Origin of the sequence: Mesorhizobium sp. M1403, from assembly GCF_040317695.1 — a bacterium.
Classification (GTDB): domain Bacteria; phylum Pseudomonadota; class Alphaproteobacteria; order Rhizobiales; family Rhizobiaceae; genus Mesorhizobium.
Genome location: NZ_JAMYKY010000027.1, coordinates 1 through 15461, shown reverse-complemented (window position 1 = coordinate 15461; position 15461 = coordinate 1). Strand labels below are relative to the sequence as shown.

Annotated in this window: 14 protein-coding genes and 2 pseudogenes; 11 read left to right on the top strand and 5 right to left on the bottom strand. The window is 59.2% G+C overall.

The window, feature by feature from the left end:
• Positions 1-76: 76 nt before the first annotated feature.
• Positions 77-1108, bottom strand: a complete 1032-nt coding sequence (locus NKH01_RS28880; protein WP_353023560.1) for a sugar ABC transporter substrate-binding protein — start codon at positions 1106-1108, stop codon at positions 77-79.
• A gap of 204 nt (positions 1109-1312) precedes the next feature.
• On the opposite strand from NKH01_RS28880, the gene NKH01_RS28875 reads away from it, so the two are divergent.
• The gene (locus tag NKH01_RS28875) at positions 1313-2338 is read left to right on the top strand and encodes a LacI family DNA-binding transcriptional regulator (RefSeq protein WP_353023558.1); all 1026 of its coding nucleotides are present in this window, start codon (positions 1313-1315) and stop codon (positions 2336-2338) included.
• A gap of 474 nt (positions 2339-2812) precedes the next feature.
• Here the strand turns inward: NKH01_RS28875 and NKH01_RS28870 are convergent, their stop codons facing one another.
• The 3 genes from NKH01_RS28870 to NKH01_RS28860 all read right to left on the bottom strand — a co-directional run bounded on the left by NKH01_RS28870 (position 2813) and on the right by NKH01_RS28860 (position 4692).
• On the bottom strand, positions 2813-3370 hold the full coding sequence (locus tag NKH01_RS28870) for an SDR family NAD(P)-dependent oxidoreductase (RefSeq protein ID WP_353023557.1): 558 nt from the start codon (positions 3368-3370) through the stop codon (positions 2813-2815).
• A gap of 250 nt (positions 3371-3620) precedes the next feature.
• Positions 3621-3899: a hypothetical protein gene (locus NKH01_RS28865; RefSeq protein WP_353023555.1), complete on the bottom strand. Its 279-nt coding sequence runs from the start codon at positions 3897-3899 to the stop codon at positions 3621-3623.
• Between the two features lie 184 nt (positions 3900-4083).
• Positions 4084-4692, bottom strand: a complete 609-nt coding sequence (locus NKH01_RS28860) for a DUF6338 family protein (protein ID WP_353023553.1) — start codon at positions 4690-4692, stop codon at positions 4084-4086.
• A gap of 782 nt (positions 4693-5474) precedes the next feature.
• Between NKH01_RS28860 and NKH01_RS28855 the strand changes: the two genes are divergently transcribed.
• The 5 genes and pseudogenes from NKH01_RS28855 to NKH01_RS28835 all read left to right on the top strand — a co-directional run bounded on the left by NKH01_RS28855 (position 5475) and on the right by NKH01_RS28835 (position 9374).
• Positions 5475-6062 (top strand): TetR/AcrR family transcriptional regulator, encoded by a 588-nt coding sequence (locus NKH01_RS28855; RefSeq protein ID WP_353023551.1) that lies wholly within the window; start codon positions 5475-5477, stop codon positions 6060-6062.
• 91 nt (positions 6063-6153) lie between these two features.
• Positions 6154-6777: a hypothetical protein gene (locus NKH01_RS28850; protein WP_353023549.1), complete on the top strand. Its 624-nt coding sequence runs from the start codon at positions 6154-6156 to the stop codon at positions 6775-6777.
• Between the two features lie 633 nt (positions 6778-7410).
• Positions 7411-7995 (top strand): DUF308 domain-containing protein, encoded by a 585-nt coding sequence (locus tag NKH01_RS28845; protein WP_353023547.1) that lies wholly within the window; start codon positions 7411-7413, stop codon positions 7993-7995.
• 73 nt (positions 7996-8068) lie between these two features.
• Positions 8069-8716 (top strand): annotated as a pseudogene (locus NKH01_RS28840) (FAD-dependent oxidoreductase); the annotation flags it as partial.
• Positions 8610-9374, top strand: a complete 765-nt coding sequence (locus NKH01_RS28835; protein ID WP_353023545.1) for an oxidoreductase dimerization domain-containing protein — start codon at positions 8610-8612, stop codon at positions 9372-9374. The pseudogene NKH01_RS28840 and the gene NKH01_RS28835, both read left to right, overlap by 107 nt.
• 237 nt (positions 9375-9611) lie before the next feature.
• On the opposite strand, the gene NKH01_RS28830 is transcribed toward NKH01_RS28835, so the two are convergent.
• Positions 9612-10505 carry a LysR family transcriptional regulator gene (locus NKH01_RS28830; RefSeq protein ID WP_353023659.1) on the bottom strand — a complete coding sequence of 298 codons (894 nt, stop codon included), beginning with the start codon at positions 10503-10505 and terminating at the stop codon, positions 9612-9614.
• A gap of 149 nt (positions 10506-10654) precedes the next feature.
• Between NKH01_RS28830 and NKH01_RS28825 the strand changes: the two are divergent.
• From NKH01_RS28825 to NKH01_RS28810, 5 genes and pseudogenes are all read left to right on the top strand, one after another.
• A pseudogene (locus NKH01_RS28825) lies at positions 10655-10885 on the top strand (Atu4866 domain-containing protein); the annotation flags it as partial.
• A gap of 55 nt (positions 10886-10940) precedes the next feature.
• A complete protein-coding gene (locus tag NKH01_RS28820) occupies positions 10941-12341 on the top strand; it encodes an NAD-dependent succinate-semialdehyde dehydrogenase (protein ID WP_502912690.1) in 1401 nt (466 codons plus the stop codon).
• An 820-nt stretch (positions 12342-13161) separates the two neighbouring features.
• Positions 13162-13413 carry a hypothetical protein gene (locus tag NKH01_RS28815; protein ID WP_353023542.1) on the top strand — a complete coding sequence of 84 codons (252 nt, stop codon included), beginning with the start codon at positions 13162-13164 and terminating at the stop codon, positions 13411-13413.
• A 65-nt stretch (positions 13414-13478) separates the two neighbouring features.
• On the top strand, positions 13479-13709 hold the full coding sequence (locus tag NKH01_RS35360; protein WP_502912689.1) for a helix-turn-helix domain-containing protein: 231 nt from the start codon (positions 13479-13481) through the stop codon (positions 13707-13709).
• Positions 13710-13729: 20 nt separating this feature from the next.
• Positions 13730-14878: a tyrosine-type recombinase/integrase gene (locus NKH01_RS28810; RefSeq protein ID WP_353023540.1), complete on the top strand. Its 1149-nt coding sequence runs from the start codon at positions 13730-13732 to the stop codon at positions 14876-14878.
• The last annotated feature ends 583 nt before the right edge of the window (positions 14879-15461 follow it).

Below are 15461 nucleotides of genomic sequence, written 5' to 3'. Positions count from 1 at the left end.
GGGAACCGCTGTAAGCGGATAAAAGAAGGGGCGGCCATTCCCCGAGGAAATAAGCCACCCCTCTCGGGAGGAACCCTTACCAGGTATTCTGTTCGTCGTAGGCCTTGTCACCGAACACGGCCCGGACCTGCTTGGCCCATTGATCGGCATTGTCCTTGTTGATGATGACCGGCCCGGTCAGGATGTCGCTCTGCGGCGCGTAGCCGAATTTCTTGTTCCAGTAGAGCCACTCCATCGGCTCGTAACCCTGGAGCCAGAAGCCCTGGCTGTTGGTCGCCAGAAGGTGGCCGGCGCGGACGCCTTCAATCGAGACTGGGCCCTCGTCGACTGTCAGGATGGTCATACCCTTATCGTCGACATCGGGATCGAGCTTCATCTCGTTGGCAACGCTCCAAGCCCAGGGTGCGGACCAGCCGGCTACAGTGAAGATATAATTCGTGTCGGGATTGGCCTGCAGGAACGACTGCAGCGCGTTGCGTGCGCCGGCCGGCTCGGCACCGATGAACAACTCGTCGAACTTGGCGCCAACGGCCGTCATTGCATCCTTCATACCCTTGCAGCGGGCTTTGAGACCCTGATGGGCGGAATCGTGGCTGGCGCAGACGACATGCTTGGGTTGCGGAATTTTGCCTTCCTTGGCCTGTTCGATCGCGTATTCGCCGAGCTTCTTGCCCGTCAAATACTCATCACCGCCGACGTAGGTCAGGTAGGGGATGCGCTCACCAGCTGGCCGGCTATCCGGGATGTTGAAGGCAACGACTGGAATGCCTTCGTCGATTGCCTTGCGCAGTGGGCCTTCGAACGCGTCCGAGCTGACGATTGGCACCGCGATGCCATCAGGATGCGTTGCAATCGCTTGCTCGAGAAGGCGGACATGCTCCTGGACTGAATAGTTGTTGGTCGAGATGTATTCCGTCTTCACGTTTGCATATTTCTTCTCGAACTCCTTCAGCGACAGCGTCAGCCAGTTCATATTGGGATCGTTCGATCCAATATGCGAGACCATGACGAAGCGGTACTGCTTGCCACTGTCCTGTGCATCCGCTGTGCCTGCGATCACGGTGGCGGCCAGCACGGCCGAAAGCATCGCCAATCTCTTGATGTTCATGGGGGCTCCTCCCTCCGTTAGACGATGCAAAGTATTCCGATTGAAACAACATCATTCAACGGGCGCGATGGGTCATTTTCGATGTAGATCGCATCAAAATTTGCTGCGCAGCACAAAGCGTATATAAGCTCTTCAAAACATTGCGGTTGCGGGCAGCTCACTTTTCCTGAATGATGTGTTTTACATCAAACATAGGAGACTCCGGTGACCCACAGCGCCCCTGGAAGGCTTTGGAAAGGTCCTACGGTCCAGGAAATTGCCGCACTTGCCAAGGTGGGCCCGGCGACGGTGGACAGGGTCCTGAACAACCGCAGCGGCGTTCGGGAGAAGACAAGAGCGCGCGTGCTGGTGGCACTGGAAAAGCTTAGCAGCGAAAGCAAGGAGCGCGACGTTCCGCTCCGCATCCTGCTGGTCAGCGATTCCGGCGAGACGTTCAACGCCGCGATGGCTTCGGCCGCAGCTGAGGCCAATCGCACGCTCGCGGGCATCGAGATCGACGGCGTTTTTGTGAGCACCAGTGAGGTTGAGCCCGCCTCATTCGCACGGCAGATCGAGCAGCGCGGCGAGGGAATGGACGGCGTGGTGATCATCGCCCGCGAGCATCCGGCAATCAACCGCGCGATCCGCAAGCTGCGTACCATCGGGATTCCCGTAATATGCCTGACGACGGATCTGCCGAGTTCGCGCCGCTCGGTTTATGTCGGCAATGATCAGTACGCTGCTGGCAGCGTCGCCGCGCTGCTGATCGGCAATGCCCTGCCGAGGGAGCGCAACAATATCCTGATCGTCATGAGCGTACCGTTTCGCTGCCAGCAGGAGCGTGAGATGGGCTTTCGCAGGGTGCTACGGTCGGATTTTCCGTATCTGAAGATTGAAGAGCGCGTGATCTCGGATGACCGACCCGAAACCACATGCGAGCAGCTGACGCGCTATTTCGAGGCAAATGGTCACCCTGCCGCGATCTACAATGTGGCCGGAGCGAACCGGGGCGTGGCAAAGGCTCTGGAGATGGCCGGCAAAGCGCACGAGACTGTATTCGTTGGCCACGAACTGACGAACCATTCCCGTAACCTGCTCGAGGCAGGCATCATGGATTATGTGATTTCGCACGATTTCGTTAGCGAACTGGGCGCAGCCGCTCGCTGGATCAAGGACAATCTCAACGGCCTCAAAGCCGAACCCGCGCACTCTCAGATACTGGTCCATACGCGATATAATTGCGGGCTTTGAGGGGTCATCCATGGCCCTGCCTACGAATGTCGCCGTCGGGTCATGATTTCCGGTTCGGCAGAAGTCCGATTCCAGACAGGATATCGCAGCTGCAATTGCCATGGGATCATGCTGGCATTTCACACCAGCTTACTTCCTGCCGCGACATTCTCGATTGGCCCCCAACGATCCCATTCATACGTCGTGGCCGCCTTTTGCCGCACGCGTTGCCCAAGGGTCTTTCCAGCCTTGAAATAGCTGGACTATACATGGCTGCACAAACCTGACTGAGGAAAAGGAGGACAATAGCACCTATGAGCAGGCACAACTCGCCTTCCAGCTCATAGATTGAGCGAGAACTCCCAATGAGACTCCGCCGAAACCTGACATGGACTGCGAAACCATTCCATCTAGAAAACGCAGGTCATTTTGCTGGGATGGGTCGATTTCGGACCAATCGCACAAACTTTGACCCGCTGGCAGATTCGGAGGGCCTCAGGTCAGAAGTTGGCCGCCGTCCAGAACGGGCGTCTGGCCCGTGATATATGCTGCCTCGTGTGAGGCCAAGTATGCAATGAGTTTCGCAACCTCATCTGCGCGACCGAGCCTGCCTAGCGGAATGTGCTTTTCAACGAGCTCCTGGAGGATCGCCTCAGGAGGCGCGTTGGTCAGGGCCGCAACCTGTCGCCGTCCCTCCTGGTTGAGCATTGTCTCAATCTCGCCTGGCGCGACGCAGTTAACAGTGATGGAGCGGAGCGCGTACTTAAGCGCCAGTGCCTGGACCAATCCGGAAATAGCGGCTTTCGTCGCGCTATAGGTCGGAATATGCGGCTCTCCCCTTACTCCAGCCGCTGACGAAACGGCGATGAGCCGACCGCCATTTACACTTCCCATAAAGGGTAACGCGGCTTGCCAGGTCCGCATTACGCCCAGTAAATTGACATCCACTTGCGCATGCCAATCATCCTCCAGGGACGTCGCGAAATCTTCTACGAGCACGTCACCGGCGTTGGCGACACAGATGTCGATCCGCCCACTCTTTGCCGCAGCCACAGCTGCGGCCCAGCTCGGCGAGATTGTATCGGCCGCCGTTGGCAGACAAAGCAGTAGTTAATTCATCGCTAGCGGCTGAAGCAATCCCTGTCAGTTGGCCTCCCGAAATCCCGAGACCGACAACCGGCGTCATGAACATGTTGCGCATTCTGGCCCCAATGTCCTATCCCGTACCCTTGGCCCAGTGCCAAATATTGCCGCCTTGTCGACGATGCCGACGAATGTTTTGCAAGGCACCTCCGTTGGAGGCCTACTTCCTCGCTCCTTGATCGGCATGGATGGCCATGTGGGCGATATGATCGAACATCCTTTTCAGATGCTGTTTCATGAGCCCCTGCGTCTCCTTTGAGGCTTGGCCTGAATCGTACACGGAACCTTCTATCGCCGCCCGGAACTGTTTGACTGCCGCGCTTGGTGTGCTTTCGGCAAGATAGGCGTAGTTGCTGGCCGAGATCAGAGCGAGGGCGCAGAACGCATGTTCTAAGGCGAGCAGCCTCGCCATATCATCATGATCCCAATCGGCGTCCATGCCTACTTCTTGCCGCCACTTGATCCGCCGCTTGGTGGACTGGCAGGGGCGCCCTCGCTGGTTGGCCCCTGGTAGCCGCCTTGAACTCCTTCACGCCCGCCCGATGGCGTTCGGCTTGGTTGGAAGCCCTTGTTTTCGGCGGAGCCAGCAGGCGGGCGCCCCGACGCTACATTGGTCTTTTCAGTCATCCTTTGTTCCTTTCGATGGGTGTGAATTCCACCGTTCGAATCTCGCCGGAGGCGATGAGAACACTCTTGTTTGTGGGAGTCCATGGACCGTCATCGGGTACTTCGAAGACCTGCTCTATGAGCAAGTCGCGTTCTTCTGGACGCGACGACGCGAATGACCTGCTTCCCCAGTATCCCGCGAATGTCGTCCCGTCTTTTAGGACCACATAAACCCATGTTTCCCGAAGGGTGGAGAACTGATATTCCCAAGATGTCGGAATGATGTGAAGAGGCGACAGCCTGAACCACCCGTAGATACTTCGCAGCCATTCGGCCTTCGAGCCTATCCCGCTGATGAACCCAATCACCGCCGGCGAGACGAGCAACACGAACAGCCAGACGGCCAATCGCATCTCGACTCCGACGTCCCAAGCGATAGCGAGATAAATCGCCCATCCCGAGAGCGTGAAATTAAGCGCGCTCAATGTGAGCAGCCTGACGAAGTAGTCCGGCCCGTCGAGCCGATTGCCCGTGATGAAGTGAGCACGAAAAGACGCGATGATATAGCCCGGCATGACGAATACCAACGCGACGTAGATGGCGTCGAGTGAAAGAAAGTTGCCCAAGTTCCGCCCCGCCTATTCCCACTCCTTGACTATGCGCTGAGTCGCAGCGGCGAGGAAACGCGGACGAAAACCATCGGCAATTTCTGTCGACGCGTGAGCTTCAGATCCCTCAGTGCAGCGTTCGATTAATGTAGCACAACGTCAGCGGCCACCAGCTCCCCGACCAGTGGGTGTCCCTTGATGAAAAAGCATTTGCCAGCGCCCATCAATGTACTTCCAGATGAAGCCTCGCAGGGCATGACGCTCTTCCCTATCGTAGCCGATCTGCCACGCAATGGTCCCAGCCACATAAGCACGGCTCCTGGCGGAGCATGCCTGGCTATCTCGGCCCCCATAGAGTGCCCAGCCAGTACCGCCCCGCACCGGACAGCGGGCGAAGTTTGGCTCTGTGCTTCCACGAGGCGCAGATCGCTCGGTAGCTCTTGGCCGTTAGCTGCCATGCAGCATCCACCGCAGATCTCCCATCGCCGACATCCAGGTCAGCTTGGCGAGCAGCGGATATCTACGTCGGCCGGACAATGGTTGGGTGAAAACCCGGGTTAAATGTCACGGTCGCGTAGTTCGGGCGCCCGCGAGGGAGGTCCAACCTCACCATCTCACATCTGAGAAATCGGGCTTGCCCGGATGACAAGTTGCCGAACTATCGAATGACGAGCGGAGGTACGGAACCCGCCCACCGGATTCTCCGACAATGCCCCTCGGCAATCTCGCATTGACAACGGTCCTACTAGAAGGTAGGTATCATGCTAAATCAGATATGCAGCGAAAGGGCACGTGGCAGCATGAGCAATCTTGGAATGACCTCCGACCAGATTCTAGCGTCCGCGCGGAACTTCATTGTGTCGGGCGGCTACAACGGATTCAGCTATGCCGATATCGCTGGGGTAGTGGGAATTCGCAAGGCGAGCATCCACCATCATTTCCCCAGCAAAGTCGACCTTGTTCGCACTCTTGTGGCGCGCCATCGAGAGCGTGCGGAGGTCGGCATGGCAGATCTGGAAAGTAAACTTCCTAACCCGCTCGCATTGCTTCAAACATACGCTGAGCACTGGGCAAAATGCATTGAAGACGCGAGCATCCCGTTTTGCGTCTGCGCGCTGCTTGCCAGCGAACTTCCGGCGCTCCCGCCTGAGGTTGCCGCCGAGGTCCGGGCTTACTTCCGGTTTCTATCGTCCTGGCTGACCAAGGTCATGGAGCGCGGCGCCCAGCAAGGGCTTCTCAAATTTGCGGGCTCGGCGGAACTGCAGGCGGAGATTTTCATGGCGATTGTCCATGGCGCGATGCTGTCGGCGCGTGCCAATGGCAACCCTGCCCTCTTTGACGCCATCCTGACGCCGACCGTCCAGCGTTTGGCAGCGAAGGTCCACTAACAAGTTATTTGCGCGACAGCGGCGGCGACCCCAGCCACCGAAGTCTCATTCTACGTCGAGTAACTACCAACCAGTAGGTAAGGAAACTATCATGATCCGTAAAGTTTTGCCCGCGCTTGTCGCAATGGGCTTTGCTGCATTTCCGCTGCTAACCCGCACTGCGCAGGCGGAAGACCAGAAGGCCCCGCAACTCCATATCAGGGGCACAATTGAGACCTTCAGTGCATCGGTGCTGAAAGTGAAGACCCGGGAGGGCGCAACAGTTGACGTCGCTTTGGTCGACGGCTGGAAAATCTCGGCCGTAGCACGGGCACAGGTCACCGACATCAAGCCTGGCGACTTTGTCGGGATCGCCTCTCAGCCAAAGGCCGAGGGCGGTGACGGCGCGCTCGAGGTTCTCATCTTCCCGCCGGAGTTGCGGGGTGCCGGCGAGGGAAGTTACGGCTGGGATCTCAAGCCCAATAGCAGCATGACGAACGCCACGGTGGCCGATGCTGTCAAGGATATCCAGGGACGGACCGTAACCGTCTCCTACCAAGGCAAGGAGAAGAAGATCGCCATCCCCAACGGCACGCCGGTGGTTACCCTCGCCGCAGCTACAAAGGACGATCTCGCATCGGGGGCTGTGGTCTTCATCGTTGCTGAGAAGGCGGCGAGCGGTGTGCTCGGTCACCAGGTGGTTGTCGGCAAAGATGGCGTCGTCCCGCCAATGTGAAGTCATCGGAGCCCTTTGAGCAGTAAGCACAGCCCGCACGTTTGTCGGCGGCACCGGGGCTCCTCGGGGGAGCAAGCACCCGACTAATGCGCCGGATGATCTGACCTTGATGCTGATAAGGACGTCCGAACATGGCCTCTCGCTCGACTACAGGTACGGTACAGAAGGTTTCCGCCATCAGGCCGATATCGGCGTCGTCCGGCGTCGCAATTTGCCGCACCAACTCGATAACGTCGGATGCCTTTAATGCCTGGATCGCGCGGCGGGTGAAAGCCAATCGCCTCGGTCCGCTGCCCCGTGATGAGAAACTCCGCACCACCGGCCGGAGCGTGGCCAAGGAGTTTCGTCTGGTTGCACCGGTGCTTCCCTCAGCTACTGCCGGTACCTTCGCCATTCAGATGGCGATAGTTTTGGTTCCAAGCCGAGTTGAGGCTTTCGCTCGGTCGGCAGCGAGTTTTCAACGCTGCTAAGCCGTTAGGAAGAGGAGCCGCGTCCTTCTCATCACTGAACCGGATTCGGGGCTCGTTTCTCGGAAACCTATCTTGTCAATTCGAGACCCACGAGAAAAGCGGTTGACGCCCCGCAATCTACCTTCTAGTAGGTAGTCACAACAAACACGAAGGAGAAATCGAAATGCTTGCCAACATTGAAAACAACCTGATCCAATCCTCAACCACCTGGCTTAAGAGCTATTATTTCATACGCTTTGCCGTTTCGGCTGCCTGGGTGATCTTGGCCTTCACGGTGGCCAAGGTGGTGCCTCCGCTGGCAGCCGTCATGCTGGTCGCCTACCCGGCTTGGGATGCGCTGGCCAACTTTATTGACGGCCAGCGCACCGGGGGCTTGAACCGCAACAAGACCCAACTGCTGAACTTCGTCATCAGCATCATCACAACAGTGGCAGTCGCCATTGCTCTCGGCAAAAGCATGAATGCGGTGCTCGCGGTCTTCGGTGTCTGGGCGGTGCTGTCGGGCGTCTTTCAGCTCGCAACCGCGGTCCGGCGCTGGAAGTCTGGGGCGCAGTGGGCGATGGTGCTGAGCGGCGCTCAGTCGGCACTGGCAGGCATTTTCTTTGTGAAGATGGCGGGCAGTTTGACGATGATCGACATCACCAATGTCGCGCCCTATGCGGCCTTTGGCGCCTTCTACTTCCTCGTCTCCGCTGTCTGGCTTACGGTGAGCGGCGCGCGGCGCAAGTCCGCCCAGGCGGCCAGCTGAAATGGTCCGCCAGTTTGACGCTATCATTATTGGCGCCGGCCAGGCCGGCTCACCGCTTGCGGGTCGGCTGAGCGCCGAGGGGATGAAGGTCGCCATCATCGAGCGGCATCAGATTGGCGGAACTTGTGTCAACACCGGCTGCAGGCCGACCAAAACCCTGATCGGCCAGTGCCTATGCCATCCACAGCGCGCCGCGGTGGCGAGTATGGCTTCAGGCTAGGCGAATCAGTGGCGGTCGAGATGGCCACCGTTGCCGCGCGCGCAGAAGGTCATTGCGGATGGTAGGGCAGGCAACGAGAATTGGCTGGCCGGCATGGCCAATGTCGAGCTTATTCGCGGCCATGCCAGGTTCAGCGACGCCAACACTGTTGTTGTCAATGACGAGACGCTTAGCGCCGCCAGCATCTTCATCAATGTCGGCGGCCGTGCTCTCGTTCCTGATTTGCCAGGCATCCACGACGTCCCGATCTTGACCAACACCGACATGGTCGCTCTTGACACGCTGCCGCGCCACCTGGTCGTGGTGGGCGGCAGCTACATCGGTCTCGAATTCGCGCAGATGTACCGTCGGTTCGGCGCCGAGGTAACCGTCGTCGAGCGGATGGATCGGCTGATTGCGCGAGAAGACGCCGATGTCTCGAACGCCGTCCGCGAAATCCTCGAAGCCGAAGGCATCACTGTACGCACAGGCGCAGACTGCATTGCCTTTCCGCCCCCATGATGACGGCATCGCCGTTTCGGTCGATTGCAGCCAAGGTGCGCCCGCGGTGGTCGGCAGCCATGTCCTGATGGCCGTTGGGCGACGACCCAACACCGATGATCTCGGCCTGGACCGGGCAGGCGTGGTCACGGATCAGCGCGGCTATGTAGTCGTCGACAACCGCTTGCAGACCAGTGCCCCCAACATTTGGGCCTTGGGCGACTGCAATGGCCGCGGTGCGTTTACCCACACCGCCTACAACGACTTCGAAATCGTCGCTGCCAACTTGCTTGACGGCGAAGATCGGCGCGTTACCCAGCGCTTGCCCGGTTATGCCCTTTACATCGATCCGCCGCCCGCACGGGTGGGGAGGTCGGACGCGGACGCGGCCAGCACCGGACGTCCGCTGCTTCACGCCAAGCGTTTGATGACCCGTGTTGGCAGGGCAGTGGAGAAAGGCGAAACGCAAGGCTTCATGAAGGTGGTGGCAGATGCCGAGACACGCCGCATCCTGGGCGCGACAATCCTCGGAACCGGCGGCGATGAAGCGATCCACGGCATCCTCGACATGATGAATGCCGACCAACCCATTGAGACGCTACGCTGGGCTGTCCCCTTACATCCCACCGTCTCGGAGCTGATCCCGACCGTCCTGCTCGACCTTTCGACCGACAGTTAAGTGCACTCGAGTGCGGATTCGATAGGATCACGGGCGTCTTCAATTCGAGCCTATATGGCGCGGCGCGCCCCCATCACGGTCTGACATTGCGGAATCGGTTCCCCGACGCTCACTCACTCAGGCAGGCTGGAGGCTAGGCAGCACGGATTTCGGGGCCTGCGTGCACATTTTGCGGAACCCTTGTCGCGTTCTGCGCGATCTGTGTTTTTCAGACCGCTTCAATGACACCGCAGCGATTCAGGGTTTCTCCGCCGCGCGCCGCACGAAGCGCACAAAGTTTGCCGTGATGACGCTTCGGTCTTCCGAGCGGGTGGCGAGCGCCAGGCGCGCCACGGGCGCGTCCCCCTTGATCGGAAGGAAGCGGACACCAGGGATAGCGGCGTTCGCCATCCGTGCCGGAACGATCGAAACGCCGAGTTCCACCGCCACGAGATTGGCGATGGACGTTATTTGCGGCGCCACCTGGCCGATGATGGGCTCGAAGCCGGCGCGGCGACACGCCGCGATTATTTCGTCATAGAGCGCCGGGCCCAAAAGCCGTGAGAAGAGGATCAGCGGCTCGCCGGCGAGGTCCTTCATCTCTACGGCGTAGAGATGGGCGAGACGATGCTCGGCCGGAACGACGATCATCATGCTTTCAGGCGGCAAGGACAGCACGGCAGCGCCTGAGACTGGCTCCCTTCCCGGGCGAATGAACACCGCGTCCAGCCGTTGATGCGTCAACCGATCGAGGAGTTGAAGGCTGTTCAACTCCTCGAGGGTTAGCTCTACCTCCGGGTAGGTCCGGCGGAACTGACGGAGCGCTTCGGGCACAAGATTGTTAAAGGAGGTCGAGCCGGTATACCCCACCCGGAGATGTCCAACCTCACCGCGCCCGCCCCGCTGCGCCATGCGAACAGCCTGGTCGACGCGCTCGAAAATCGAGGGGACTTCGGCGAGGAACGCCGCGCCCGCCTCGGTAAGTTCCGCTCCCTTCGGCACCCGGCGGAACAGCCGTACCCCAAGCTCGGCTTCCAGATCGTGGATCTGGCTGCTCAGGGGCGGCTGCGCGATACCAACCCGCTCTGCCGCGCGCCGAAAATTCAGCTCCTCGGCAACGGCGAGGAAGTAGCGAAGGTGCCGTAACTCCATAAGAAACATGATACATTAAATGTATCAAAAATAATAGTTGATATATTGGAGGTGGCGCTCGCGCCAAGCTATTTCATTGTCCAGACGGCGACCAATGGCGAGCCGCTTTCCGAACAATGGAGACGAGCATGGCAAGCGAACCATCTTCGCCCTTCGTGGGCATGTGGGTGACCAAGGACGGCTACATCCGCCAGGAACTGCTTCCCGACGGTCGCTACGACGAGGCGCGCGGCGACCGAAAGCACGCCTACCAAGGCCGCTACGAGGTGACGGGCAACCAGATCCGTTACTGGGACAACACCGGGTTCGAGGCGGACGGCGAGTTCATCGACGATGTGCTCCACCATGTCGGCCTGACGTTCCACCGCGAGCAAGCCTGAACCGACGACCTGATGCAATCAACACCCGGCTCGCGGGCGGTAATGGCCGCACTCGATCCAAACAAAGGAATCTCCCATGATTACAGTTTACAATCCCGCCAACGGCACTGTTGTCGGCCAAGCGCCCGAGTTGTCCCTGGACGAGGTGAAGGCCGCAATCGACCGCGCGTGCGCGGCCTTTCCCACCTGGTCCCGCCGGCTTGCCAAAGAGCGCGGCGACTTGCTGCGGGCTTGGTTCGACCTCGTCAAGACCGATAAGCGCATCTTTGCCGAGATCATGGTGCAGGAGAACGGCAAATGCCTCTCGGAGGCGCTGGGCGAAATCGATTACGGCCTCGGCTTCATCGGATGGTATGCGGAGGAAGCCAAGCGCGTGTACGGCGACACGATCCCGACCCAGGCTACGGGCGCTGCGGTGATGGTCGTGAAGGAGCCGGTCGGGCCTACCGCCGCGATCACGCCCTGGAACTTCCCGTTCATGATGATCTGCCGCAAGATCGCGACGGCGCTCGCCGCCGGTTGCACGATGATCATCAAGCCGTCCGAAGAGACGCCGCTCACTGCCTACAAGCTGCTAGAGTATGCACGCCGCGCCGGCATTCCGGAGGGCGTGTTCGAGATGGTGACGGGCAACCCCAAGGAAATTGGTGAGCTGTTCACCGGTGATACGCGCATCCGCAAAATCTCCTTCACCGGCTCGACTGCGGTCGGAAAGCTGTTGGCGTCCGCGAGCGGTGCAACGCTGACCAAGATGACGCTTGAGCTGGGCGGCAACGCTCCATTCATCGTCTTCGACGACGCCGAGTTCGACGAGGCGCTTGCTGGGATCGTCGCGGCCAAGCTGCGCAACTCCGGTCAGGTCTGCATCTCCCCCAACCGCATCTACGTGCAGGACGGCGTCTACGACCGGTTCGTCGCGGCGCTCGCGGAGCGGGTGGCGAAGCTGGAGGTCGGCGACGGCATGCGCGAGGACTTCGTTGTGGGGCCACTGGTCAATCAGACCGGCTTCGACAAGGTGGCCGCGCTGGTTGACGACGCGCGGGAGCATGGAGCCCGCTTGGTGCTCGGAGGCAAGCAGCACGCGCTGGGCGGCCTGTTCTACGAGCCCACCATCCTCGCGGACATCGGCGACGACGCGCGGATGGCGCAAAACGAAATCTTCGGGCCTGTCTTCGCAGTCTATCGCTTCCAGACCGAGGAAGAGGTGGTCGCGCGCGCCAACAACACCGAATATGGGCTGGTCGCCTATGCTTACACCCGGGCACTCGGCCGCGCCTTCCGGCTGTCGCGAGATATCGAGGCTGGCATGGTCATCCTCAACTCGGGTTCGGTCGGCACGGCTTCGGTCCCCTTTGGCGGCGTGAAGCAATCCGGCTACGGCCGCGAGGGCAGCTATTACGGCATCGAGGAATATGTCGAGGTCAAGTACGTCCTGATGGCCGGACTCAACCGCTGAAGCGCTTTCGCCGGAGGGATCTTCAACACTGCGCCCGCCGCGGCTGATGCCGCAGCCGTGCCTTTCAACGGCCCTTCCACCTCATGACGACTCCCCCACTCTCTGGCAGCCAACTGCTCGCCATGGCCGCGCAGCGGGTTCGTGCATGGCGGCAAAGCCGTCAAAACCCACGATGAACTGAACGGGTTGAGTGCTGCCTTCGCGAGCAACGCTCAACCGTTCCGCTGGATCATCGGAACGCATCGCTTCCGCAGAAAATGGGTAATCCCACGCAAATTGCACCGATTGGCGTCAGCCAGTTGGTGGCAAAGCGTGCTCCACTGCTTACGGGTTCCTTGCCTCGCGTAAACGTATTTCACTTAGCGTCGTCTAAGCTATTGTAATACATGGGTAAAATGGCGTACCCGACAGGATTCGAACCTGTGACCTCTGCCTTCGGAGGGCATCGGCTAACCGAGGACAATTCAGGGGAGCACGTCACCTCCGATAGCAGAAGAACGCCTCTTTGATAGTGGGTGATGCGATGTAGCGCTCTAGCGACTCGAACCCCCGAAGTTTGTAGCGAAACACTCCGCCGCCCGTCACCCCTCCGATGCGCACGTCGCTACTCGCCTTTGCCGAACGAGCTAGCCAGCCGACTTCCACATGACACGACATCTCATATAGAGCAGCACGATCTCGTCATTATCGGATGGTGCAGAGATGTGGATTTGCGGACGGCAACTATGGCTCGCCGATCTGGGTAGAGGCTTGTTGAAGCGGTCAGACGCTTTGTCTTTCATGGCGCTGTTTCGGCACCAAAAAGTTCAAGGCGGCGTCCATGAACAATGACGCGCTTTCATACCCGCCTCGAGGGCTCTCTCGTGAGGAGGCAGCGAGATATATCGGCATCGGACCGACGCTATTCGACGAAATGGTTGCTGATGGCCGCATGCCGAGGCCTAAGCTCATCAACAGTCGTACGATTTGGGATCGTGTCACCCTCGATATCGCTTTCTCCTCGCTGCCAGACAAAGATAGCGGTCTCCAAGAACTGTTGGATCGGAGTAAGCAGAAGGCTGCAACAAGATAGAGACTACGCACATTGCGTATACGCTGTCGGCGTAGTACGTTCATCGTCTGAGCGGAAGGGATGACGTGAACGAGGATGAGAAGCTTGCGCGAGATGTGAAAGCCTGGCGGGCGAAGGGGGGATTCACTGCTGAAAGTGCAGCCAAGGTGTTGGGAATACCGAAACGCACATACGAGGGCATAGAGCAAGGTCGAGGTTTCCCATACCCGGTACTCCTACGCGTTGCCCTCGAAAGCAAAACGCTTTCGCTTCAAGCTATGATGGAGGCCTCCTCGCATGTGGAAAAGCGGCGGTAGAAGACTGGAAGGAGGGTTTAATGGCCCGGCCATTCAAGGATGACACTTACCCCGGCGTTTCGTCGCGCCTCAAAAACGAAAAGACAGTCTATCGTTATCGTGCAAAAGGAATGCCCGAAATCCGCCTCCCCGGTCAGCCCGGCGATCCGGAGTTCGAGGCTGCCTACGAAAGGGCGACGCAAGGCCAGGGCCTTAAGGCAATTATTATCGACCTACCCGGTCGGGCGTTGCCAAAGACATTCGGTCATGCAGCGCGGCGACTTGAGGCGACGATGGAATGGCTGGACTTTGACGAAGCGACGCAGCGGAAGAATGCCCGGCTTATTGAACGCTTCCTTCGGATGCAGGTCGATCCTGCCTATCCGCTAACTTGGCGCGATACGCCAGTAGAGCATCTCGACGCCGACCATCTGCGTGAGATTATCGAAAGCGTCTTTGCCGCCAACCGGACGGTTGCCAAGCACCTGCTGGTTGCAATCAAGAAGCTCCTGTGGGTGGGGATCGAAGTTGAGAAATGGATCAAACCGCAGGACGATCCCTCACTGTCGATCCGCGTCCGCATTCCTAAATCGACCGCCAATCCCGCGTGGCCGGTCCCCATTCGTGAAAAGTTCGAGGCGCGCCATCCGATCGGCTCCCCGCCGCGCACCTGTTACGCGCTCGGCTTCTGGCTCGGCAACCGACGCGGCGATATCGCCTCGTTGGAATGGGACGATTTGGTCTTCGAGGAGATCGAACTGTTCGATGGCTCCCTAGAGGTGATTGAGGCCTTCGATTTCCGGCAGAAGAAGAACCGCAACCGTCACGGCGGGCGCGAGATGTTTATCCCCATCGTCGACAAGCTAGCGCAAGCGTTGGCGCCGCTCGATCGTTCGAAAGGCGGGACGGTGCTGAAGAATGCCTATGGGCGTCCATTCGCGGAAAAGAGCCTCACCGGCATGATGGCACATTGGAACAAGCAGGCCGGCATTCCGGAGGGCTACACTTTGCACGGGCTACGCCGCACCTTCGGCACGTATCTTGCCGAATGCAACATCCAAGCTCGCGCCATCATGGAGGCGATGGGGCATTCTTCCATGACGGTGACGGACGAATATGTCCGAGAGGCCAACAAGAAGCGAATGGCTGTCGACATAGCCCGCGCCATCAACGAGCGTGAGGCCAAATGAGATGCGATGAAGCAGCGAGCGGCCCTGCGCGTCGTCAAGTAGGTGAGATCAACCGACTATGCGCAGGGTGGCATATCGGCTGCCCTTTTCTCTGGGCCCATAACGGGCCCAAAACGTTTTGGGCCCAGGCATATTTTCATCAATAAAATCAATGGTTATGGTGGGCCCGGAGGATGTTTGGAAAAGAAGCTAAATCAAGCAGTTAGGAACCAGTGGGACAGCAAAGCATTCAAATCTGTTCCAATGTTTTTCGATGTTCTTGTCCCACCTGCGGCGCTACATTTCCACCCGATTAACGCCTCGCTCACCTTAACACGGTGAAAGGAGGATCATGACGGTGTTTCAGTCTCACATTGGAAGGTCGCGGTAGAACCATTGACGACGCTCTGCGACGAGCGAGGAGCGTCTCGTTCGGGGCCGTTAACGGCCTGGCAGCTTTCAGGATGACTGGCAAGAAAGCCGACCGTTGCGCCCAGCGTAGTGCGGACCGCTTTGCGCGGCGGGTTCAACCGATCGCTGCAACACACTCAGCGAACTTCTCCGCTGGGGTCTGATAGAGCAAGGTCTTTCTGGGGCGTTCGTT

Coding starts and splice junctions, on each gene's coding strand:
- NKH01_RS28880 (WP_353023560.1), bottom strand. CDS start 1,108: ATGAACATCAAGAGATTGGCGATGCTTTCGGCCGTGCTGGCCGCCACC.
- NKH01_RS28850 (WP_353023549.1), top strand. CDS start 6,154: ATGATCCGTAAAGTTTTGCCCGCGCTTGTCGCAATGGGCTTTGCTGCA.
- NKH01_RS28865 (WP_353023555.1), bottom strand. CDS start 3,899: ATGGACGCCGATTGGGATCATGATGATATGGCGAGGCTGCTCGCCTTA.
- NKH01_RS28855 (WP_353023551.1), top strand. CDS start 5,475: ATGAGCAATCTTGGAATGACCTCCGACCAGATTCTAGCGTCCGCGCGG.
- NKH01_RS28815 (WP_353023542.1), top strand. CDS start 13,162: ATGAACAATGACGCGCTTTCATACCCGCCTCGAGGGCTCTCTCGTGAG.
- NKH01_RS28845 (WP_353023547.1), top strand. CDS start 7,411: ATGCTTGCCAACATTGAAAACAACCTGATCCAATCCTCAACCACCTGG.
- NKH01_RS28810 (WP_353023540.1), top strand. CDS start 13,730: ATGGCCCGGCCATTCAAGGATGACACTTACCCCGGCGTTTCGTCGCGC.
- NKH01_RS28830 (WP_353023659.1), bottom strand. CDS start 10,505: ATGGAGTTACGGCACCTTCGCTACTTCCTCGCCGTTGCCGAGGAGCTG.